The following is a 19,393-nucleotide window of genomic DNA, read 5'->3' as shown; positions in this document are numbered from 1 at the left end:
ATGTGGCATTTCAACAAGACTTACTTCATAATAACGGTGATTTTATTTTTGATTGAAGTAGCCATTGCGCTTTTCATCAAAGATCAATTTATTCGGCCGTATTTGGGAGATGTTTTAGTAGTAATTCTGATATACTGCTTTGTCAAATCGTTGGTCAAAATCTCGGTTCACAAGGCAGCTCTCGGGGTTTTACTTTTTGCTTTCTGCATAGAAATTTTGCAATATTTCAAGCTAGTCGAAAAAATGAAGCTACAGCACAATACTGTGGCTAAAACGGTTATCGGAACTTCATTTTCTTGGGAAGATATGCTGGCATACATCTCCGGTATACTAATCGTAATTATAGTAGAAAATCGTTTCAACAAACCGAAACAATTACAATAGGCCATTGTACTTACGCACAAACCATTCGGTGGCCAATGAAGCCGCCAACAATACCAACAACCAAATCCAATCAATTAAAGGTGATTTTTTAACTATGGTTTTTTGAATCGCTTTATAGCTTTCATCATCAAGCAATTGTTTTACTAAGGCATCTGTTTGATTGGCCAAATAAGCTTTCCCTTGGGTTTGGATAGCCAATTGATTCAACTTATTCCAATCTGGATTCACAAATTGTTTTTCAATGTCGAAATCCAATACTTCAAAACCACCGGAGTACGAGGCATTCGAATTGAGTTCTTTCACTGTAAACTTGTAATTACCGGCTGTCAAGCCGTCTAAATTCACCTGAAAAGCATTGGAAGTACGCAACAAATCGTAGTTCTTAACTTGTTTGGTTTTGGTATTGGTTACCGCTATAGTCAAGCGGGCTTTTTCATCTAATTCGTAGTTTTTGTTAAAATACTGCGCAGTAATTTCGATAGCTTCTCCCGAATTGTAAAAACGTTCATGGTTGACTACTAAAGACTTTCGCGCATTATCTGAAGCCAAAAACTGGATGGTTTTGTCTAAGAAAATATCGAAATCAACAAAATCTTTTTTGTTCACATAATAATCGGCGCGCCATTTCCAGATGTTTTCACCAAACAAATAGGCCGAACGTTGGCCTTGGGTTTCGTTAAAAGCTAATAAAGGTTGATTGGTTGGAATGTTACGAATGGTTGATGACAATAACACATTGCTATTGCCATTAGCTGTAATAGTTCCAAAAGGATTTTCCAAAGGCGGAAACTGTTCAAAACCGATGTTGTCGAGTGCAAACAAATTGAATTGTGTCTCAAACGAAGCCAAATAGTCTTCTTTTTGCGAACTCATTTTGAACGCAAATTGCGATTGATTTTGATTCAGAAAATTAAAATCTGTGTCATTACCCGTGATGATCCAAGTACTGATTTTTGCATTGGCATTCTTCTCAAAAACCGATTTGAAAGCGACAGTTGGCTGGTATAGAATCAAAACATTATAATTTTCTAAACTACTGATTTGATTCGGCTTAACAATCGTTACTTTTCGTTGTGCATTAGTTTCGATACTTCTTTTAATAGCACCCAAATCCGGATGAGCCATATCAGCAATTAAAGCGATGGCTGTTTTTTGGTCAATGACTTCAACCGCAAAATTCTTGGTGTTGTTGTAACTGTTTTTTTCCGATTCTTTGGAAGATACAGTCGCTTTTAAAAGTTGGAGTCCTACTTTGTCTGCCGGCAACAAGATGTTCAGAGTAGCCGATTTTTTGGAAGGCGAAAAAGCGACCGTTTGTTCATTTAAAACCGTATTGCCTTGGGTAATTTTAAAAGTAGCATTCAGGCTTTTGGTTCCGGCGTAATTGAGAAACACTTCTAACGGATATTTATTTTTGTGAAAAGCATATTTGTTCACGTTGAGTTGCGCTATTCTCAAATCCAAATAAGTCATAGTATCGCCTACCACCAAAGGGAAAACTTTGTTGGCAGGGTTGAATCCGAAAACATAATCTTCACCCGAAGTTTGGTTACCATCCGAAATTAAAACCGTTGGAAACGTTTGATTTTTGTAGATGTTCTTCAGGTTTTTAGCCACCGCATCTATATTGGATTGTTTCCCTTTGAAGTCGATAGTATCCGAAGGTAAAAAATCGGCATCAAATTGGTACGTTTGAACCTCAAACTTCTCATTTAAAGCCGAATTGTTTTTAAGCTTATCAAACAATTCCAAAGCTAGTTTATCCGACTTTAAATCGGCCATAGATGCGGAATTGTCAATAACAATAGGCAATGGCGTTTTAATAGTTTCTATCGTCTTCCGTGAAATAATCGGATTAATCAGCAAGAGCAACAAGGCAAAAACCGAAAAGAAACGCAAAAAAGCCAAAAGCAAAGTCGCTTTCGACCGGCTTTTGGCTTTATATAAATATTGGTAAAATGACACAGCAAACGCTATTCCTAATGAAAGCAATATCAGTAAAATAGTGTTTGTCGTCATTTAAGTGTCTCGATTAGAATCCCTAATTCGTAATTGCTAATTAAGTAAGCATTCCTCCGCAAACATTCAATACTTGTCCGCTAACATAAGCACTCATGTCTGAAGCGAAGAACAAACAAGCATTGGCTACATCTTCCGGAGTACCGCCGCGTTTTAGCGGAATAGAATCTCTCCAACCTTGTACCACATCGTCGTTTAATTTGGCAGTCATTTCTGTTTCAATAAATCCCGGTGCAATAGCGTTACAACGGATATTTCTCGACCCTAATTCTAACGCAACCGATTTGGTAAATCCAATCATACCGGCTTTTGAGGCGGCATAGTTGGCTTGACCGGCGTTTCCTTTCACTCCAACAACAGAACTCATATTTACGATTGAACCTTTGCGATTTTTCAGCATGATTTTTTGAACGGCTTTGGTCATATTGAAAACCGACTTCAAGTTGATTTCGATTACCTTATCAAAATCTTCCTCACTCATACGCATTAAAAGGTTGTCTTTGGTGATACCGGCATTGTTAATTAAAACGTCAACATTACCAAAATCAGTCATAACATCATCTACTAATTGTTGGGCCTCGTTAAAATCAGCTGCATTTGATTTGTATCCTTTGGCTTTGATGCCTAAAGCTGACAATTCGTTTTCCAATGCCAAAGCACTTTCGGCAGAAGAACTGTATGTAAAAGCTACATTAGCGCCGTGTTGGGCAAAAACTTTAGCAATTCCGCTTCCAATTCCTCTACTGGCTCCGGTGATAATGGCTACTTTTCCTTCTAATAATTTCATGGTGTAAAAATTAAATAATTTGGTACTGTTGCTTCCAACAGTAATCTTCCTATGTTTAATGAAAGGTCAAATATAGGAATATTTTACAGGTTGAAAAAAGATACTTTTACATTTAAACCATTTCAATTTTTGAATGTCTTAAAGAAATCTTAAAATTCCAGCATGCCAAAACAAAACGTCATTTTCGAACCCATTTATCATGAATTTAAAGTCATGGTTTTCAATTTGGCGTTGCTTTATTTGCAAAATATTGAAGATGCGGAAGAAGTGACTCAGGATGTTTTTGTTAAAGTCTACCATTCTTTAGCACAATTTCAACAAAAATCATCTTATAAGACTTGGATTTACCGAATCACCATCAACCAATGCTTGGATTTTACCAAGAAGAAAAACAGTCGGAAACGCCTCTATCTCTTTGGCCAAAAAAGCGAAAACGAACGCGAGTACTTAAACACGACAAACTTTGAACATCCCGGCATTTTGATGGAAAACCAAGAAGCAGCCGCCCAATTGTTTTCGGTAATAAATACACTTACAGAAAATCAAAAAACGGCTTTCCTCCTATCAAAACTGGATGGCTTGAGCAATCCCGAAATTGCCGAAATCATGGAAATGAGTATTTCAGCAGTTGAATCGTTGATTTTCAGAGCAAAAGCCTCGCTTCAGGAAAAATTGTCAAAAAAATTTAACGAGTACCGCAAGAAATAAAAATAACCTTCGTCTAAGCTATTATGGAAAAAGATCAATGGATTCAGACTGTAATGAACAGTACCAACGGAATATCAGCAGTGACGCCGAGTGACGATTTGTTGGCTATAATTCAGCTGAAAATCAAACAGCAGGAAAAAGTAACACCAACTACGGTTTGGTGGATTGCCGCATCCATTGCAGTTTTGCTGACTTTAAATGTTGCGCTGCTTCAAAAAGCTAAAACCAGAGTCAATTCCACCAGTAGTTATTTAGAACACACTTTAAACCAAAGCAATCAGCTTTATTAATCATGGAACGAACAAAATTATTAACGATTACGGTCATTGGACTGTTTTTGATTAACCTGGCAACTTTAGGTTTTCTTTTTCTAAACGGTCCCAAACCGGGCGAAATGCCACACGAAGGAAGACGACAACCCAAAACAATCATCATAGAAAAATTGCACTTTGATGCTAACCAACAAAAGGAGTACGAAAAACTAATTCGTTGGCACCGAGAAGAAATTGATCAATTGGACGATTCCATTCGGCAAACCAAGAATAAATTGTATTCGGGTTTATCAGAAAGTAACCTCAATATCAAAACCAAAGACAGTTTGATTGCACTTTTAAATGCCTACCAAAAACAAGTAGAAGAAACGCATTTCAAGCATTTTGAAGACATTAAAAAGCTTTGCAAGCCTAATCAACAAGAAGATTTTATGGCACTGACAACAGAATTGTCGAGAATTTTTGCTCCCAGACCACACCGACCAAGACATGAAGAAAGATAAAAAAAGTCACTATCCAAAATAATTAACCAATACCTAAACCAACCAAATTATGTATAAAAAAGCCAGCCTTTTGTTCCTTGTGGCAATTGCCTATTCTTGCAGTAGCGATGATAGTTCCAACTATGTTGAAATAGATCCTTATGCCGCTATAACCGCAACTTTCGGGGGCAACATCAATCCGGAAAGTTTGTACAATTACGCCAATCAAACTATTCCCGGTTACATTACCAAAGACAATACTGCCGCCAATTCAATTACAAATAAAGGCGCCACTTTGGGCAGAGTATTATTTTATGATAAAAATTTGTCATCCAACAATACTATTTCATGCTCCAGTTGTCACCAACAAGCGAATGCTTTTGGAGATACGAATATTGCCAGTACAGGAGTTAATGGCACTACAGGCAGGCATTCGATGCGATTGATTAACACTCGATTTGCTAATGAGACGCGCTTTTTCTGGGATGAACGCGCTGTAAATTTAGAAACCCAAACCACTATGCCTATCAAAGACCACGGTGAAATGGGCTTCAGCGGTACCAATGGCGATCAAAACTTTAACGACTTAATTACAAAACTGAGCAACATTGGATATTACAAAGAGCTTTTTATGTTTGCTTACGGTTCTGAGGAAATTACAGAGAACAAAATTCAATTGGCTTTGGCACAATTCGTTCGCAGCATACAGTCGTTTGACAGTAAGTACGATATTGGCAGAGCGCAGGTAGCTAATGACGGACAGCCATTTCCAAACTTTACAACTCAGGAAAATCAAGGTAAAAATTTATTTCTCTCGCCTCCGGTATTTGACGCTACCGGAAACCGAACTTCCGGTGGATTGGGTTGTGCCGGTTGTCATGCGGCACCGGAATTTGATATCAATCCGCTAAGCGGTAATAATGGTATTATAGGCACCATAAATGGCAATGGTATAGACATTACCAACACTCGCGCGCCATCTTTACGCGATTTAGTAAAAACTGACGGAACACCCAACGGACCGATGATGCATACCGGAGTGATAACTACTTTGCAAGCAGCTGTTGGTCATTACGGCACCATCAATTTAGCGCCGGGCAATACCAATTTAGATGTTAAATTACGTCCGAATGGTTTTGGTCAACAATTGCATTTGAATGCGCAAGAAGTGAATGCTGTGATTGCCTTTCTAAGGACTTTATCCGGGACCAATGTGTATACCGATGTGAAATGGTCTAATCCTTTTCCGAATTAAAACAAAAACTCCCGATAATCTCGGGAGTTTTTTTATTTTTTATAGTATACCAACACTTATTATTCTATCCTATCATTCGCTATCAAATCGTTTAACCACTCTTCTTGTTTTTGCAATAGTAATAGTTGATACTGCTGTTTTACTAATTCCTTCGGACCGCATTTTTTCAAACTTTTCCTTGCTTTATCTTCCAAAATGAATATGGCTCCTTGATGTAATGCGTCCTCTTTATGAGCCTGCTCTTTTAAATAGTCAATGAGTTGGAGTGTTTTTAGTGTGGCTTGATATGCTTCTTCCATCTTGGGTAACTTCCGAATGATGGTCGACTGATAATGTTTACAATCGGCTAAGGCTTTCTCGAGAAATTTTTCTTTTTCTTCCTCCCAATCAGCAATTTGAGGAAAATCTTTTGCTTCAGGTACTTTAGCTGTGGCCATAAAGTTTCCTATTTGTGATGCTCTTATCAAAGCAGTTGTTGGTAATTCTCGCAATCCCAATTCAAAAAGTGACAATTGACTTCGGGTAATGTTAAATAACTCAGCCATTTCGCATTGCGTAAGATTCAATTCATTTCTGAGGTAGGTGCTTTTTTTCATCTGTAGCATTTTTTTTGTAGCAATTTAAAATGCTACAGTATTATTGCTACATAATGAAGCAAAGAAAGTGCCAAAGTAAAAAGCCCCGATTTCTCGAGGCTTTTCATTTATAATATATCTTGAGGATTAAATTATCCCATTACTTCTTTTACTTTTTTACCAATTTCAGCAGGAGAATCTACTACGTGGATACCACATTCTCTCATGATGCGTTTTTTGGCTTCAGCGGTATCATCTGAACCACCAACAATAGCTCCGGCATGTCCCATAGTTCTTCCTTTAGGAGCAGTTTCACCGGCAATAAAACCAACTACCGGTTTACGGTTTCCGTCAGCTTTAATCCATCTGGCAGCATCAGCTTCTAACTGACCTCCGATTTCACCAATCATGATGATACACTCAGTTTCAGGATCGTTCATCAACAATTCAACTGCTTCTTTGGTAGTAGTTCCGATAATTGGATCACCTCCAATACCGATTGCAGTGGTAATTCCCATACCTTGTTTTACTACTTGGTCGGCAGCTTCATATGTCAAAGTACCCGATTTAGATACAATACCTACATTTCCTTTTTTGAATACAAAGCCCGGCATGATACCCACTTTGGCTTCTTCAGGAGTGATAACACCCGGACAGTTAGGACCAACCAAACGACAGTCTTTTCCTTTCACAAAGTTGTATGCTTTAATCATATCCGCCACCGGAATACCTTCAGTAATAGCAATGATTACTTTGATGCCAGCATCGGCAGCTTCCATAATAGCATCAGCAGCAAAGGCCGGTGGTACAAAAATAATTGAAGTATCAGCTCCGGCTTGCTCAACGGCGTCTTTAACGGTATTAAAAACCGGACGGTCTAAATGCGTAGAACCACCTTTTCCCGGTGTAACACCTCCAACGACATTGGTACCGTATTCAATCATTTGAGAAGCGTGAAAAGTTCCCTCACTTCCGGTAAAACCTTGAACTATTATTTTTGAATTTTTATTGACTAAAACGCTCATGTTTGTGTTTGTTTTTTTGTGTTTATTTTATGTGTTGCAAAAGTATGAAATAGTATTCAGTGTTTCGTGTTCCGTTTACAGTTTTTTGTAAAATTACTATAGTTGGCTCATTTGGTAACCGCGATACAGTTTATCGTCTTTAACTTCCCAAATCACCATAAAATGGGCTAGTAACATTTCCTCTCTCGGATTTTCAATAGTTTTTACATAATGTGAATAACGAACACTCACCGTATTACCTTCTGAAAGAATATGTGTTATTCGGGTTTTAGAGCGAACGTAGGCTTTACTGAGACCTTCGCTCAACTCAATCATTTGATCTTTGTTGAGTTTTAAAAAGCCTTTGGTGCTGTGCCATTCTAAGATAACCTCGGGATGCAATAAAGCATTAACTTTTTCCGATTCCAGTAAAACATCGGATTTGTAAAAATTTTGAACGATAGTTTTAGCGCCCATAACTTATTTCAATTTGTTTAATAGATCAGGGATACGTTTTACGTTGGCCAATTGTTTTAATTTTTCACGAGATTCCTCCACCGGCGTACCGAAATAGCTTTTACCACCTTCGATAGATTTGGTTACTCCGGTTTGTCCCAACACCACAGCTTTGGCGCCGATAGTGATGCCGCTGGTGGTACCGACCTGACCCCAAAGGGTAACTTCGTCTTCAATAACCACACAACCGGCAATACCGGTTTGGGACGCAATCAAGCATTTTTTACCGATTACGGTATCGTGGCCCACGTGCACTTGATTATCGATTTTGGTACCGGCACCGATAGTTGTATCTCCGGTAACACCTTTGTCAATGGTACACAATGCTCCGATTCCGACATGGTCTTCTATCACTACTCGTCCACCGGACAACAATTGGTCGAATCCTTCCGGGCGTTTTTTATAATAAAATGCATCTGCTCCTAATACAGTACCGGAGTGAATGATGACATTATCACCTATTACCGTATTATCGTAAACAATTACATTGGCGTGTAACAAACAGTTTTTGCCGATGCTCACGTTGTTTCCGATAAAACAATTGGGTTGAATGACTGTTCCCTCGCCTATTTGAGCAGAAGCTGAAATACTGACATTGGCCGCTACAAACGGGCGAAAATGCTTCGTTAGCACATTAAAATCGCGAAAAGGATCGTCGGAAATCAATAATGCTTTGCCTTCCGGACAATCTACTTCTTTGTTGATTAAAACAATAGTTGCCGCCGATTGCAAGGCTTTATCGTAATATTTCGGATGGTCAACAAAAACAATATCACCCGGTTCAACCACGTGAATTTCGTTCATGCCATGAACCGCAAAATCATCGGCACCAACATAGTGACACCCGATGATTTCAGCAATTTCTTTAAGAGAATGTATACCTGGGAACTTCATATTTTAGTGATCAGTGTTCAGTATTCAGTGTTCAGTAGTCGTTGCATACTGACTACTGAATACTGCCAACTGGATTTAAACTCTTTCCATATATTTACCGGTAGCCGTATCAATCTTGATTTTGTCACCTTCATTGATAAATAACGGAACATTTACCGCAGCTCCTGTTTCTACTTTAGCCGGTTTGGTGGCATTGGTAGCGGTGTTTCCTTTTACACCCGGTTCTGTGTAAGTTACTTCTAAAATGATAGAAGCCGGCATGTCTACCGCTAACGGCATATCAGTCTCGGTATTGATTTGAACCATTACGTTAGTCCCTTCTTTTAACAAATCCGGAGCATCTAATACGTCTCTGTTCAAGGTGATTTGTTCGTAAGATTCTGTATTCATAAAGTGGAAATCATTCCCTTCAGCATATAAATATTGGAAAGTATGCGTTTCAACACGAACCACATCAATTTTGTGTCCGGCAGAAAAAGTATTGTCCAATACTTTACCGTTGGTTAAACTTTTCAATTTGGTTCTAACGAAAGCCGGACCTTTACCCGGTTTAACGTGTAAAAATTCGATAATTTTATAAATATCGTGGTTAAACTTAATGCATAATCCGTTTCTAATATCTGCTGTAGATGCCATTGTAATTTATGTTTTTATATTTATTGTTTATGATTTGTGGTGAATTGTTAATTCTTAGTAAGACCCTGAATAACCTTTCATAATTCCTCTCGAAGAGTTTCTGATGAAATCTAAAATTTCATCGCGCTCCGGTGTTGCTTCCATCTCGCCTTCAATGATGGCCATCGCTTGGGAAGTGTTGTAATTTTTTTGGTATAAAATTCGGTAAATGTCTTGAATTTCTCTGATTTTTTCAGAAGTAAATCCGCGACGTCTTAAGCCTACAGAGTTAATCCCAACATAGGAAAGCGGTTCTTTTGCCGCTTTGGTATAAGGCGGAACGTCTTTACGAACCAATGAACCACCTGAAATCATAGCGTGATCTCCGATGTGTATGAATTGATGGATCGCCGCCAAACCACCGATGATAGCATAATTACCAACTGTTACGTGTCCGGCCAAAGCTACGCCGTTTACTATAATGGCATTGTCACCAATATGACAGTCGTGTGCAATGTGTGCCGTAGCCATCACCAAACAGTTTTTACCGATTACGGTTTGACCCGATGCGATAGTCCCGCGATTTATGGTTACGCATTCACGTATGGTAGAATTATCGCCGATAATGGCCAAGGAATCTTCGCCTCCGAATTTCAAATCTTGCGGTACTGCAGCAATAACAGCACCCGGAAAAATGTTACAGTTTTTACCGATACGCGCGCCTTCCATGATGGTTACGTTAGAACCTATCCAAGTTCCTTCTCCGATAATTACATTATTGTGTATGGTTGTAAATGGTTCTATTACGACATTCTTCGCGATTTTCGCTCCGGGATGTACATAGGCTAATGGTTGGTTCATAAGTAACTATTTAATTTTTTTTGGCAATTTGTGCCATTAATTCTGCTTCCGCAACTAATTTACCGTTGGCATAGGCATTGGCTTGCATATGGCAAATACCTCTTCTGATTGGTGAAATTAAATCACATTTAAATACCAAGGTATCTCCTGGTAAGACTTTATGCTTGAATTTTACGTTGTCGATTTTCATGAAATATGTCAGGTAGTTTTCCGGATCCGGAACCGAACTTAAAATTAAGATTCCTCCGGTTTGTGCCATCGCTTCTACGATTAAAACGCCTGGCATCACTGGTGCGCCGGGAAAATGTCCTACGAAAAAGTCTTCGTTCATGGTTACGTTTTTCAAACCTACTACATGATTGTCTGACATTTCCAAAATTTTGTCTACCAATAAAAATGGCGGACGGTGCGGCAACATGGCCATGATTTTATTCACATCCATCAAAGGTTCCTTGTGTAAGTCGTACACCGGAATTTGATTGCGTTGTTCTATCTTAATGATTTTGGATAATTTCTTAGCAAACTGTGTGTTTACGTAATGTCCGGGTTTGTTGGCAATTACTTTTCCTTTAATGCGAGTACCGATTAAAGCCAAATCACCAATCACATCCAACAACTTATGACGCGCTGCTTCATTAGGATAATGCAAAGTCAAATTGTCTAATATACCGTTAGGTTTCACCGAAATTTTTTCTTTACCGAAAGCCACTTTCAAATTGTTCATGGTTTTTTCGGAGATTTCCTTGTCTACATAAACAATAGCATTGTTTAAGTCGCCGCCTTTAATTAAACCGTTGTCTAATAAAGTTTCCAATTCATGCAAGAAACTAAACGTTCTGGCATCGGATATTTCCGTTTTGAAATCGGCTATATTTTTTAAGGTAGCGTTTTGAGTACCTAAGACTTTAGTTCCGAAATCAACCATAGTAGTTACTTGGTAATCATCGGCAGGCATCACTAAGATTTCACTTCCGGTAGCTTCATCCATAAAAGAAATCACTTCTTTTACCACGTAGTAACATCTTTCGGCATCTTGCTCTACAATACCTGCTTTCTCAATAGCTTCCACAAAAAACTTCGAAGAACCATCCATAATAGGCGGTTCTGATTCATTCAACTCGATAATCACATTATCTACATCACAACCTACAAAAGCCGCTAAAACGTGCTCTGAGGTTTGAATTTTAACGCCTAATTTTTCAAGGTTGGTACCGCGTTGGGTATTTACCACATAATTGGCGTCGGCTTCTATGATTGGACTGCCTTCTAAATCAACTCTGACAAAAGTGTAGCCATTGTTGATTGGCGCCGGTTTGAAAGTCATTTTTACTTCTTTCCCGGTATGTAAACCAACACCGGTAAGGGAAACTTCGTTCTGGATGGTTTTTTGTTTAACCATTGGTATGCTTTTTTAGTTTAGTTTATTACAAATTCGCAGTAGGAATTCCGATTACGAATTGGGCTTGTTTTTCTTTAATTCTTCTAATTCTGCTACAATTTTCGGCAAGTTTCTGAAATGCACATACGACTTGTTCCAATCGCTGTAATTGAAGGACGGAGAACCTTGTAAGGTTTCGCCATCCGGAATATTTCTTCCGATGCCTGACTGCGCCTGAACACGAACATTATTTCCGATAGTCAAATGTCCGGCTATACCAACCTGACCGCCAATCATACAGCTTTTACCGATTTTGGTTGAACCTGCAACACCGGTTTGAGCGGCAATTACAGTGTTTTCGCCAATTTCGACATTGTGTGCAATCTGAATTTGGTTGTCGAGTTTTACACCTTTTCGGATAATGGTTGAACCTAAGGTTGCTCTATCGATGGTTGTACATGAACCAACTTCTACATTATCTTCTAAAATAACATTACCAATTTGTGGCACTTTGTTGTATGTTCCGTCTTCTTGCGGTGCAAAACCAAATCCGTCTGAACCGATAATGGTTCCGGAATGAATCACACAATTATTGCCGATAACGGATTCCGAATAAATTCGGACGCCGGCAAAGAAAATACAATCGTCACCAATCGTCACATTATCACCTATAAATGAATTCGGATAAATCTTTACATTTTTACCAATCACTACATTTTTACCAATGTAACAGAAGCTTCCTAAGTACAGGTTCTCCCCGTAAGTAACATTTTCAGATATCACCGAAGGTTGCTCGATGCCTGATTTCATTAACTTTACTTGGTTGTAGTATTCCAATAATTTAGAAAACGACTGGTAAGCATCTTCCACTTTAATGAGTGTGGTTTTTAACTCACTCTCCGGTTCAAAAGTCGAATTGACTATGGTAATGGTAGCGTTAGTCGAATAAATATAATTGACATATTTAGGATTGGCCAAAAAGGTCAACGAACCTTCTGTGCCTTCTTCAATTTTAGATAATTTGAATACCTCGGCGTTGGGATTTCCCACCACTTCGCCTTCTAAAATTCCTGCTATTTGAGCTGCTGTAAACTTCATCTAGTGTTAGTTATTAGAAATGAACTTAAGATGAAAGTCACTATAGTCATTTTTTGGTAATTGCATCAAAAGAGTATTAGCTGGTTTCATTGCGACAAAAGTATAAAAAAAAGATTTAATGTTAAATTTCCGAAAGTTGTTTTGGATAGCAAATAAAATACTTGGTCACGGGTTTCGATAAGGCTTTCAAATTCAACTGGTCGGAAGCTTCCACTACATCTTCTATGGTTCGGTCTTTTTTCAGAATTCGAATCGGTTCGGCATCTTTACTGTAAGCCTGATTCTTGATTTTTCCTTTAAAGATAAAATACTTAGTATCCTGTAAACTTATGTTGTGCTTTTTGGCAAAGGCAGCCGACATTTCCTGTAGTACTTCTGCCGGAAATTTTTCACTGTTGAGTCTGACTTTTGACAGGTCACGATTGATGATCATTTTACTCAAACTACTCAAAATAAAATCGGAGTGGTATTGCCAATTCTTTAAAGAGCTAATAATATCAAAATCATCCAATTGCGCAAAAGTATCTAAATCGATAGTGGAGAAATTCTCAAGAGTCACTTTGTGCTCCATAAAGTATTTTAGCGGACGACTGCACTCTATGGAAATTCCTTTTTGAAGCAACTCTTTGGCACGTTGTAATGTCTTGGTTAAAGTCAATTCGGCCACCAAACTCGTCTTATGCAAATAGGCTTGCCAATACATTAATCGTCGTGCCATTAGGAATTTTTCAATCGAATAAATGCCTTTTTCTTCCATCACCAAAACATCATCTACCACGTTCATCATTTGAATCAAACGATCAGAATTGATATTTCCTTCGGCTACGCCCGAATAAAAACTGTCGCGTTTCAAATAATCCATGCGATCCATATCGAGCTGACTTGAAATCAATTGCAACATAAACTTGCGATGGTATTCGCCTTTAAAAACCTGTATCGCCAAGCTCAATTGTCCGTTAAACTCATGATTCAATTGGTTCATGAATAACAGCGAAATGGCTTCGTGGTTGACTTCTTCCACTATACTGTGTTCCATGGCGTGGGAAAACGGACCGTGACCGATATCGTGCAAAAGAATAGCGATGTAAAGTGCATTTTCTTCTTCTTTGGAAATATCAACGCCTTTAAAACGCAATACTTCCACTGCTTGTTGCATCATGTGCATAGCGCCAAGTGCGTGATGGAAACGTGTATGATGCGCTCCCGGATAGACTAAGTACGACAATCCCATTTGGGAAATGCGTCGCAATCGCTGGAAATAAGGATGTTGCACTAAATCGTAGACCAACGAATTCGGAATGGTAATAAATCCGTAAATCGGGTCGTTGAATATTTTTAATTTATTGGTTTGACTCACAGTAAAATCGATTTTGGTAAAGATATAAATTTACACCAAAGCTTTGAAATAGTCCAACAACAGTTTATTGTTGTCGCGCGTAGGTGTAAAAACTTCCAATATAGCAGGTTGGTCGTTGTTAGCAAACAATTGTTTCAAACCGGCTTTTAAAGTGGTTTCGTCCGCGGCCGTCAAATAGTCAAAACGATACATTTTCGCCAAATGTTCAGCGGTCAAACAATGAGAAGTTTCGAAATAAGTATGGAAAGTTTCGTTTTCCTGATGACCGGGTAAGATTCTGAAAATGCCGCCTCCACCGTTGTTGATTAGAATGATTTTGAAATGCTTCGGAATGTAATTGTTCCAAAGCGCATTACTATCGTATAAAAATCCGATATCGCCCGTAATTAAGGTCGTTTGTTTGTTACTGGCTACAGCAGCGCCGATAGCGGTTGAAGTACTGCCATCGATACCACTTGTCCCGCGATTGCAGAAAACTTCTACAGACGGATTGATGTCAAACAATTGCGCATAGCGAATGGCAGAACTGTTGCTAACTTGCAACTGCGTATTCCCGGGCAAAGCGGCTAAAATACTTTCAAAAGCTTTTAAATCTGAGAACGGAACTTTGGCCAAATAGTCGTTGTGTTTGCTTTTCCTTTGTTCTTGAATGGCTTTAAAAAAAGCTTTGTAATTGCTTTCAACCTGTTTTACATGTGGTAAAAACTGCTTGAAAAACTGATTCGGAGCTACCGTAAAGTGTTTGGTCAAAATACCGAACGTATCGTAAGCTCTTAACTCATCAATATGCCAATGGTGGCGAGGTTTATATTTTCGTAGAAAAGCTTTGATTCGCTTAGACACTATCATACCACCAAACGTAATTAAAACGCGAGGCTGCAACTCGGCAAACTCTTTATCCGTAAAGGGCGTAATTAGTGTATCTATATTGTTGATAAAATCAGGATGGTGCAAGTTAGACGTCGTTTCGGTCAACACGACTACCGAAGGATGCGAAGCCAATTCGTCTATCCACTGTTGGTCGATAGTATTCGGCCTGCACTCGCCTACCAATACCAATATTTTCTGACTGTAATTCCACAACGTAGAAAACGCAATGATGTCTTCTACCCTAACGGATGACTCCGATTTAAAAAGTCCGGTTACGTTAACATCTACAGCTAATTTATTCGTGGTTTGGTATAAAGGTTCTTCGAAAGGCACATTAATATGCACCGGACCTTTGTGAGCAATGGCCACATTGATGGCTTCGTTAATAAAGACATCGTTTTCTTCCGAAGCATCTTCCAGTAAATTGGCGTTGTATAACGAGTGGTTCAGAAATACATTTTCCTGACGGATGGTTTGCCCGTCGCCTATATCAATTTTATCATGCGGTCGGTCGGCAGAGATTACCACAAAAGGAATCTGACTGTAAAAAGCTTCTGCCAAAGCCGGATAATAATTGAGTAAGGCCGACCCTGAAGTACAAACTACGGCAACCGGTTTTTGCTTTTGTTGGGCAATACCCAGCGCAAAAAAACCGGCACAACGCTCATCGGCTATACTATAACACGTAAAGTCCGGATGATTGGTAAAACCAATTGTTAGCGGTGCATTTCTGGAACCGGGTGAGATTATAATATCGTGAACTCCTTTGGCATTACAAATTTCTATGATGCTTTGCGCCAAAGGTATTTTAGGATAAAGCATTGTCTTTTTTTATGTCTTACAAATGTACAAACTTGTGTAGGTTTTTCAACACTTTAAGATAGTTTTATTACTTTTGAAGACACTTTAATGCCATGGAAATCAAAATCAGACCTTATCAAATTGCAGATTGTCAGGCCATCGTTGACATTATCAATTACAACATACTTCATTCGACGGCTTTGTACGATTATCACCCGAGAACAGTAGCGCAACAAGAGACTATTTTTCAGGAAAAAATCGACAAAGGATTTCCGGTTATAGTTGCGGAAACAAACGGTAAAGTGATTGGTTTTGGATATTACAGTGAATTTCGTTTTCGGGAAGCCTATAAATTTACAGTAGAACATTCGGTTTATGTAGCCCAAGATTGTCACGGAAAAGGCATAGGTAAATTACTGATGCAAGCACTAATCGATTTAGCCAAGCAACAAAAATTACACACGATGATTGCTGTGATTGATTCAGAAAACCAAAGCAGTGTTGCTTTTCACGAGCAATTCGGTTTTGAGACAGTTGGCCTATTAAAAGAAACCGGATTTAAATTCAATCGTTGGCTGCATTCGCAATTCATGCAATTGGTTTTAGAATAAAAAAATAAAGACCAATGTTTCCATCAGTCTTTACCAAATATTCAGGGGTATTTGTCAGGCTAGTTCAATGCCATTTTCCTCTAAAATAGAGTGCAGATAACTGCTTTGGCTGGGATCATATTTTTCGACTCCGCTTTGATACCATTTTTGGATGACGTCAATTTGAAAGGAGTTATAACCATCCGAATCGATATCCATCCCCAACATACCGGCGAGTAAAAAATCTTCTAATACTTTGTTGGTGACTATTAATTGTGGAATTCCATACGCTATTTTTCCGTTCATTCGTTCGTAGTCGGCTCTTCCTTGTTCAAAACCGAAGTTATAGGCTTCGCTTTTTTCTTCCACTAATTTTAGGTGTGGATTTGAACCGTTAGAATAACCTTCAATATAGTCTTCTCGGTATAGTGGATTGAAAATGTTATTTTTCATAAATTATCATTGTGGTATTTGATATTCATTTCAAAACTAAGAAGTATTGTTAAGCTAACATTTTAAAATCGTTAAACGGAAAAAAAAATCTTTAAACCACGTGACACGTGAAGTTGGTCGATGTTTTTCAAATAAAAACCCGATGAATTTCTCCACCGGGTTTGTTTATTTTAAAAGAGTAATCGGGTTTATTTTCCGTTAATCCATAACACAATTGCATCATCTGTTGGCAATACTCTGGGCGAAAGCACTTTTACCAAATGTCCGTTTTCATCCAACAAGTATTTCTGGAAGTTCCACTCTACTTCACTATCCTGTAAACCGTTTTTATTCTTCTGTGTCAAAAATTGGTACAACGGATGCATATCATTGCCTTTTACGGATATTTTACCCATCATTGGGAAAGACACGCCGTAGTTCATTTGACAGAACTTGGCAATTTCTTGGTTGCTGCCCGGTTCTTGTCCGCCAAAATTATTAGCCGGAAAACCAACAATCACAAAATTTTTATCCTTGTATTTGCTGTAAATGGATTCCAAATCTTTGTATTGAGGCGTCAGTCCACATTCCGAAGCGGTATTTACAATTAAGATTTTCTTTCCTTTTAAGGTCGAAAAATCAAATTCTTTACCGTACAAATCAATTACTTTAAATTGATGTATGGATTCCTGTTTGGTTACTGTAGTCATAGTTGAAGTATTAGTATTAACGGCAACGGTTTTCGTTTGCGCATTGTTTTGACAACTCACCAGCAACATAACGCTGCAGGCTAAAATTAAATAGTGCTTCATTCTTTTAAATTTTTATAAAATTAATCATTATTGATCAGCTTGATGTTATACAATTCCTAAAGTTTTACTAATTAAAAAGCCCGACAACATAACATCGTCGGACTTTCAACAAACATAACAGAAAACTATTCTGTTATCAAAACAAAAAACCTAAATCAAATCTCAAATTTGATTTCCCTGTTTGCATATACGAAAGAAGATTGGCTTTGGATTTACAGAAATTGGTATTTCTACTTAAATAGTTGGTTAAAATGGAAATTGTTTCGTTAAATTTACGATTATAAAAAATTAGGTATGACACAAGAAGAATTGTTGCCCTTGCTTTTGAGGAAGGAAGAAAGGGCTTTTACTGCGCTGTACGATATGTACTCCAAGAGTTTGTTCAGCGTAATCACCAATTTGATCAAAGACCAAGAAGAAGCCGAAGATGTACTTCAGGAAGTTTTTGTCAAAATATGGAAGAACATCGATACTTACAATCAAAGCAAAGGCAGATTGTATACTTGGATGCTCAACATTACCCGAAACACAGCCATTGATAAACTGCGTTCGAAAGGTTTTAACAACAGTCAAAAAAACCTCTCAGCTGATAATTTCGTACATCTGTTAGACGACAACAGCAAACTGACCAATAGAATTGATACCATCGGAATTTTAGAGTTTGTCAAAAAACTCAAACCGAAATGTATTCAAATTATCGACTTACTCTTTTTTAAAGGTTATACACAGCAAGAAGCCTCTGAAGAATTGGAAATCCCTTTGGGTACCGTTAAAACCCAAAACAGAATGTGTATGAACGACCTTAGAAATTTTTTGAAAGTATAATGGAAACAAAAGAATATATAGCATCAGGCATCTTAGAGCTTTATGTGTATGGTTTGCTGAGCGAAGCAGAAAACGATCAGGTAAATGCCATGGCCAATAAACATCCGGAAGTCAAAGCCGAAATTGTGTCAATTGAAAAAGCCATCATCAATTTGTCGAGTAGTTTTGCTCCTTTTATTTCGCACAGTCAGTTTGAAAAAATTAAAGCGCAATTGGAGTTAAAACACGGAAAAGTAGTTGACCTAAAATCGAGAAGTAATACAGCTACTTACATAGGTTGGGCCGCCGCTGCAGCCTTGTTAATTGGCATCGGATTCCAATACAACAAACTGAGCAACACCCAAAACCAAATCCAATCTATTGAAATTCAAAAATCAAAATTGGAGCAAACAGTGGTTGAATTAGAATCGAAGAACAAAGAAACTACAACCGTTTTAAATGTAATCAGAGATACCAAAACAAGTGTAATTCCATTGGCCGGTCAAGCTATAGACCCTACAGCTTCGGCTAAAGTATATTGGAACAAAGAGCAACAAACGGTTTATGTAGACGCCGCAGGTTTACCGAAACCACCGGAAGGTATGGTGTATCAAGTTTGGGCTTTAAAACTCAATCCGTTAACGCCTACAAGTATTGGTTTGTTGGAGAATTTTACGGCTGATAATGCTATCTTTAAAGTTGAGAATAACGCAGGCGCCGAAGCCTTCGGAATCACATTAGAACCGGCAGGCGGAAGCAAATCGCCAACGCTCGAAAAATTGTATACTTTAGGAAAAGTATAACACAAAGATTCCATAAAAAAATAACACCGCAAATTCGCTTACAATTAGTAGAATTTGCGGTGTTTTATTTTGTACA

The 19,393-nt window shown here is 38.2% G+C and carries 22 protein-coding genes; 8 read left to right on the top strand and 14 right to left on the bottom strand.

Features of this window, described 5'->3' with window-relative positions; all coding sequences use genetic code 11:
- Entirely contained in the window at positions 1-384 is a 384-nt protein-coding gene (locus SK086_RS07200; protein ID WP_324690667.1) for a ribosomal maturation YjgA family protein, read from the top strand.
- Here SK086_RS07200 and SK086_RS07195 read toward each other — a convergent pair.
- Both SK086_RS07195 and fabG read right to left on the bottom strand, forming a co-directional pair.
- Positions 376-2,403 carry a hypothetical protein gene (locus SK086_RS07195; RefSeq protein WP_324690666.1) on the bottom strand — a complete coding sequence of 676 codons (2,028 nt, stop codon included), beginning with the start codon at positions 2,401-2,403 and terminating at the stop codon, positions 376-378. The two genes, SK086_RS07200 and SK086_RS07195, sit on opposite strands and share 9 nt — an antisense overlap.
- Before the next feature lie 40 nt (positions 2,404-2,443).
- Positions 2,444-3,190 carry a 3-oxoacyl-[acyl-carrier-protein] reductase gene (gene fabG / locus SK086_RS07190; protein ID WP_324690665.1) on the bottom strand — a complete coding sequence of 249 codons (747 nt, stop codon included), beginning with the start codon at positions 3,188-3,190 and terminating at the stop codon, positions 2,444-2,446.
- 162 nt (positions 3,191-3,352) lie between these two features.
- Between fabG and SK086_RS07185 the strand changes: the two genes are divergently transcribed.
- From SK086_RS07185 to SK086_RS07170, 4 genes are read left to right on the top strand one after another with little or no spacing between them, the layout of a single operon-like run.
- Positions 3,353-3,898 carry an RNA polymerase sigma factor gene (locus tag SK086_RS07185; protein WP_324690664.1) on the top strand — a complete coding sequence of 182 codons (546 nt, stop codon included), beginning with the start codon at positions 3,353-3,355 and terminating at the stop codon, positions 3,896-3,898.
- Positions 3,899-3,921: 23 nt separating this feature from the next.
- Positions 3,922-4,188: a hypothetical protein gene (locus tag SK086_RS07180; protein WP_324690663.1), complete on the top strand. Its 267-nt coding sequence runs from the start codon at positions 3,922-3,924 to the stop codon at positions 4,186-4,188.
- Positions 4,189-4,190: 2 nt separating this feature from the next.
- Entirely contained in the window at positions 4,191-4,673 is a 483-nt protein-coding gene (locus SK086_RS07175) for a hypothetical protein (protein ID WP_324690662.1), read from the top strand.
- A 49-nt stretch (positions 4,674-4,722) separates the two neighbouring features.
- Positions 4,723-5,907 carry a cytochrome-c peroxidase gene (locus SK086_RS07170; protein ID WP_324690660.1) on the top strand — a complete coding sequence of 395 codons (1,185 nt, stop codon included), beginning with the start codon at positions 4,723-4,725 and terminating at the stop codon, positions 5,905-5,907.
- Between the two features lie 59 nt (positions 5,908-5,966).
- Here SK086_RS07170 and SK086_RS07165 read toward each other — a convergent pair whose 3' ends face one another.
- The 10 genes from SK086_RS07165 to menD form a co-directional block, all read right to left on the bottom strand.
- Positions 5,967-6,503, bottom strand: coding sequence for a helix-turn-helix transcriptional regulator (locus SK086_RS07165; RefSeq protein WP_324690659.1), 537 nt, complete (start codon positions 6,501-6,503; stop codon positions 5,967-5,969).
- Positions 6,504-6,634: 131 nt separating this feature from the next.
- Positions 6,635-7,507: a succinate--CoA ligase subunit alpha gene (gene sucD / locus SK086_RS07160; protein WP_324690658.1), complete on the bottom strand. Its 873-nt coding sequence runs from the start codon at positions 7,505-7,507 to the stop codon at positions 6,635-6,637.
- Positions 7,508-7,603: 96 nt separating this feature from the next.
- On the bottom strand, positions 7,604-7,963 hold the full coding sequence (locus SK086_RS07155) for a nuclear transport factor 2 family protein (RefSeq protein WP_324690657.1): 360 nt from the start codon (positions 7,961-7,963) through the stop codon (positions 7,604-7,606).
- A 3-nt stretch (positions 7,964-7,966) separates the two neighbouring features.
- Positions 7,967-8,896 carry a UDP-3-O-(3-hydroxymyristoyl)glucosamine N-acyltransferase gene (locus tag SK086_RS07150; RefSeq protein WP_324690656.1) on the bottom strand — a complete coding sequence of 310 codons (930 nt, stop codon included), beginning with the start codon at positions 8,894-8,896 and terminating at the stop codon, positions 7,967-7,969.
- A 75-nt stretch (positions 8,897-8,971) separates the two neighbouring features.
- Positions 8,972-9,532: an elongation factor P gene (efp, locus tag SK086_RS07145; RefSeq protein WP_290871921.1), complete on the bottom strand. Its 561-nt coding sequence runs from the start codon at positions 9,530-9,532 to the stop codon at positions 8,972-8,974.
- 54 nt (positions 9,533-9,586) lie between these two features.
- Positions 9,587-10,372: an acyl-ACP--UDP-N-acetylglucosamine O-acyltransferase gene (lpxA, locus tag SK086_RS07140; protein WP_290871919.1), complete on the bottom strand. Its 786-nt coding sequence runs from the start codon at positions 10,370-10,372 to the stop codon at positions 9,587-9,589.
- A gap of 10 nt (positions 10,373-10,382) precedes the next feature.
- On the bottom strand, positions 10,383-11,771 hold the full coding sequence (locus SK086_RS07135) for a bifunctional UDP-3-O-[3-hydroxymyristoyl] N-acetylglucosamine deacetylase/3-hydroxyacyl-ACP dehydratase (protein WP_324690655.1): 1,389 nt from the start codon (positions 11,769-11,771) through the stop codon (positions 10,383-10,385).
- 51 nt (positions 11,772-11,822) lie between these two features.
- On the bottom strand, positions 11,823-12,848 hold the full coding sequence (gene lpxD, locus SK086_RS07130) for a UDP-3-O-(3-hydroxymyristoyl)glucosamine N-acyltransferase (protein WP_324690654.1): 1,026 nt from the start codon (positions 12,846-12,848) through the stop codon (positions 11,823-11,825).
- A 121-nt stretch (positions 12,849-12,969) separates the two neighbouring features.
- Positions 12,970-14,205, bottom strand: coding sequence for an HD domain-containing protein (locus SK086_RS07125; protein ID WP_324690653.1), 1,236 nt, complete (start codon positions 14,203-14,205; stop codon positions 12,970-12,972).
- A 30-nt stretch (positions 14,206-14,235) separates the two neighbouring features.
- Positions 14,236-15,897 (bottom strand): 2-succinyl-5-enolpyruvyl-6-hydroxy-3-cyclohexene-1-carboxylic-acid synthase, encoded by a 1,662-nt coding sequence (gene menD / locus SK086_RS07120; RefSeq protein ID WP_324690652.1) that lies wholly within the window; start codon positions 15,895-15,897, stop codon positions 14,236-14,238.
- A gap of 92 nt (positions 15,898-15,989) precedes the next feature.
- Here menD and SK086_RS07115 point away from each other — a divergent pair, with 92 nt between their 5' ends.
- Positions 15,990-16,487, top strand: coding sequence for a GNAT family N-acetyltransferase (locus SK086_RS07115; RefSeq protein ID WP_290871906.1), 498 nt, complete (start codon positions 15,990-15,992; stop codon positions 16,485-16,487).
- A gap of 54 nt (positions 16,488-16,541) precedes the next feature.
- On the opposite strand, the gene SK086_RS07110 is transcribed toward SK086_RS07115, so the two are convergent.
- Both SK086_RS07110 and SK086_RS07105 read right to left on the bottom strand, forming a co-directional pair.
- The gene (locus SK086_RS07110; RefSeq protein WP_290871903.1) at positions 16,542-16,919 is read right to left on the bottom strand and encodes a hypothetical protein; all 378 of its coding nucleotides are present in this window, start codon (positions 16,917-16,919) and stop codon (positions 16,542-16,544) included.
- 188 nt (positions 16,920-17,107) lie between these two features.
- On the bottom strand, positions 17,108-17,710 hold the full coding sequence (locus tag SK086_RS07105) for a glutathione peroxidase (RefSeq protein WP_324690651.1): 603 nt from the start codon (positions 17,708-17,710) through the stop codon (positions 17,108-17,110).
- A gap of 294 nt (positions 17,711-18,004) precedes the next feature.
- Between SK086_RS07105 and SK086_RS07100 the strand changes: the two genes are divergently transcribed.
- The gene (locus tag SK086_RS07100) at positions 18,005-18,535 is read left to right on the top strand and encodes an RNA polymerase sigma factor (RefSeq protein ID WP_290871898.1); all 531 of its coding nucleotides are present in this window, start codon (positions 18,005-18,007) and stop codon (positions 18,533-18,535) included.
- Positions 18,535-19,317 (top strand): anti-sigma factor, encoded by a 783-nt coding sequence (locus SK086_RS07095; protein WP_324690650.1) that lies wholly within the window; start codon positions 18,535-18,537, stop codon positions 19,315-19,317. The genes SK086_RS07100 and SK086_RS07095 overlap by 1 nt, the downstream gene beginning before the upstream one ends.
- Positions 19,318-19,393 lie beyond the last annotated feature (76 nt).

Source organism: Flavobacterium cheonhonense, assembly GCF_035671315.1.
GTDB lineage: Bacteria > Bacteroidota > Bacteroidia > Flavobacteriales > Flavobacteriaceae > Flavobacterium > Flavobacterium cheonhonense.
The sequence above is the reverse complement of the archived record's forward strand: the minus strand, read 5'-3'. Positions and strand labels throughout refer to the sequence as shown.

Excerpts from the sequence above, each read along its gene's own strand:
- SK086_RS07180 (WP_324690663.1), top strand. The coding sequence starts at position 3,922 with ATGGAAAAAGATCAATGGATTCAGACTGTAATGAACAGTACCAACGGA.
- SK086_RS07195 (WP_324690666.1), bottom strand. The coding sequence starts at position 2,403 with ATGACGACAAACACTATTTTACTGATATTGCTTTCATTAGGAATAGCG.
- SK086_RS07175 (WP_324690662.1), top strand. The coding sequence starts at position 4,191 with ATGGAACGAACAAAATTATTAACGATTACGGTCATTGGACTGTTTTTG.
- SK086_RS07105 (WP_324690651.1), bottom strand. The coding sequence starts at position 17,710 with ATGAAGCACTATTTAATTTTAGCCTGCAGCGTTATGTTGCTGGTGAGT.
- SK086_RS07115 (WP_290871906.1), top strand. The coding sequence starts at position 15,990 with ATGGAAATCAAAATCAGACCTTATCAAATTGCAGATTGTCAGGCCATC.
- SK086_RS07100 (WP_290871898.1), top strand. The coding sequence starts at position 18,005 with ATGACACAAGAAGAATTGTTGCCCTTGCTTTTGAGGAAGGAAGAAAGG.
- SK086_RS07150 (WP_324690656.1), bottom strand. The coding sequence starts at position 8,896 with ATGAAGTTCCCAGGTATACATTCTCTTAAAGAAATTGCTGAAATCATC.
- SK086_RS07165 (WP_324690659.1), bottom strand. The coding sequence starts at position 6,503 with ATGAAAAAAAGCACCTACCTCAGAAATGAATTGAATCTTACGCAATGC.
- SK086_RS07185 (WP_324690664.1), top strand. The coding sequence starts at position 3,353 with ATGCCAAAACAAAACGTCATTTTCGAACCCATTTATCATGAATTTAAA.
- menD (WP_324690652.1), bottom strand. The coding sequence starts at position 15,897 with ATGCTTTATCCTAAAATACCTTTGGCGCAAAGCATCATAGAAATTTGT.
- lpxA (WP_290871919.1), bottom strand. The coding sequence starts at position 10,372 with ATGAACCAACCATTAGCCTATGTACATCCCGGAGCGAAAATCGCGAAG.
- SK086_RS07200 (WP_324690667.1), top strand. The coding sequence starts at position 1 with ATGTGGCATTTCAACAAGACTTACTTCATAATAACGGTGATTTTATTT.
- fabG (WP_324690665.1), bottom strand. The coding sequence starts at position 3,190 with ATGAAATTATTAGAAGGAAAAGTAGCCATTATCACCGGAGCCAGTAGA.
- SK086_RS07155 (WP_324690657.1), bottom strand. The coding sequence starts at position 7,963 with ATGGGCGCTAAAACTATCGTTCAAAATTTTTACAAATCCGATGTTTTA.
- SK086_RS07110 (WP_290871903.1), bottom strand. The coding sequence starts at position 16,919 with ATGAAAAATAACATTTTCAATCCACTATACCGAGAAGACTATATTGAA.
- SK086_RS07095 (WP_324690650.1), top strand. The coding sequence starts at position 18,535 with ATGGAAACAAAAGAATATATAGCATCAGGCATCTTAGAGCTTTATGTG.
- SK086_RS07135 (WP_324690655.1), bottom strand. The coding sequence starts at position 11,771 with ATGGTTAAACAAAAAACCATCCAGAACGAAGTTTCCCTTACCGGTGTT.
- lpxD (WP_324690654.1), bottom strand. The coding sequence starts at position 12,848 with ATGAAGTTTACAGCAGCTCAAATAGCAGGAATTTTAGAAGGCGAAGTG.
- efp (WP_290871921.1), bottom strand. The coding sequence starts at position 9,532 with ATGGCATCTACAGCAGATATTAGAAACGGATTATGCATTAAGTTTAAC.
- sucD (WP_324690658.1), bottom strand. The coding sequence starts at position 7,507 with ATGAGCGTTTTAGTCAATAAAAATTCAAAAATAATAGTTCAAGGTTTT.
- SK086_RS07170 (WP_324690660.1), top strand. The coding sequence starts at position 4,723 with ATGTATAAAAAAGCCAGCCTTTTGTTCCTTGTGGCAATTGCCTATTCT.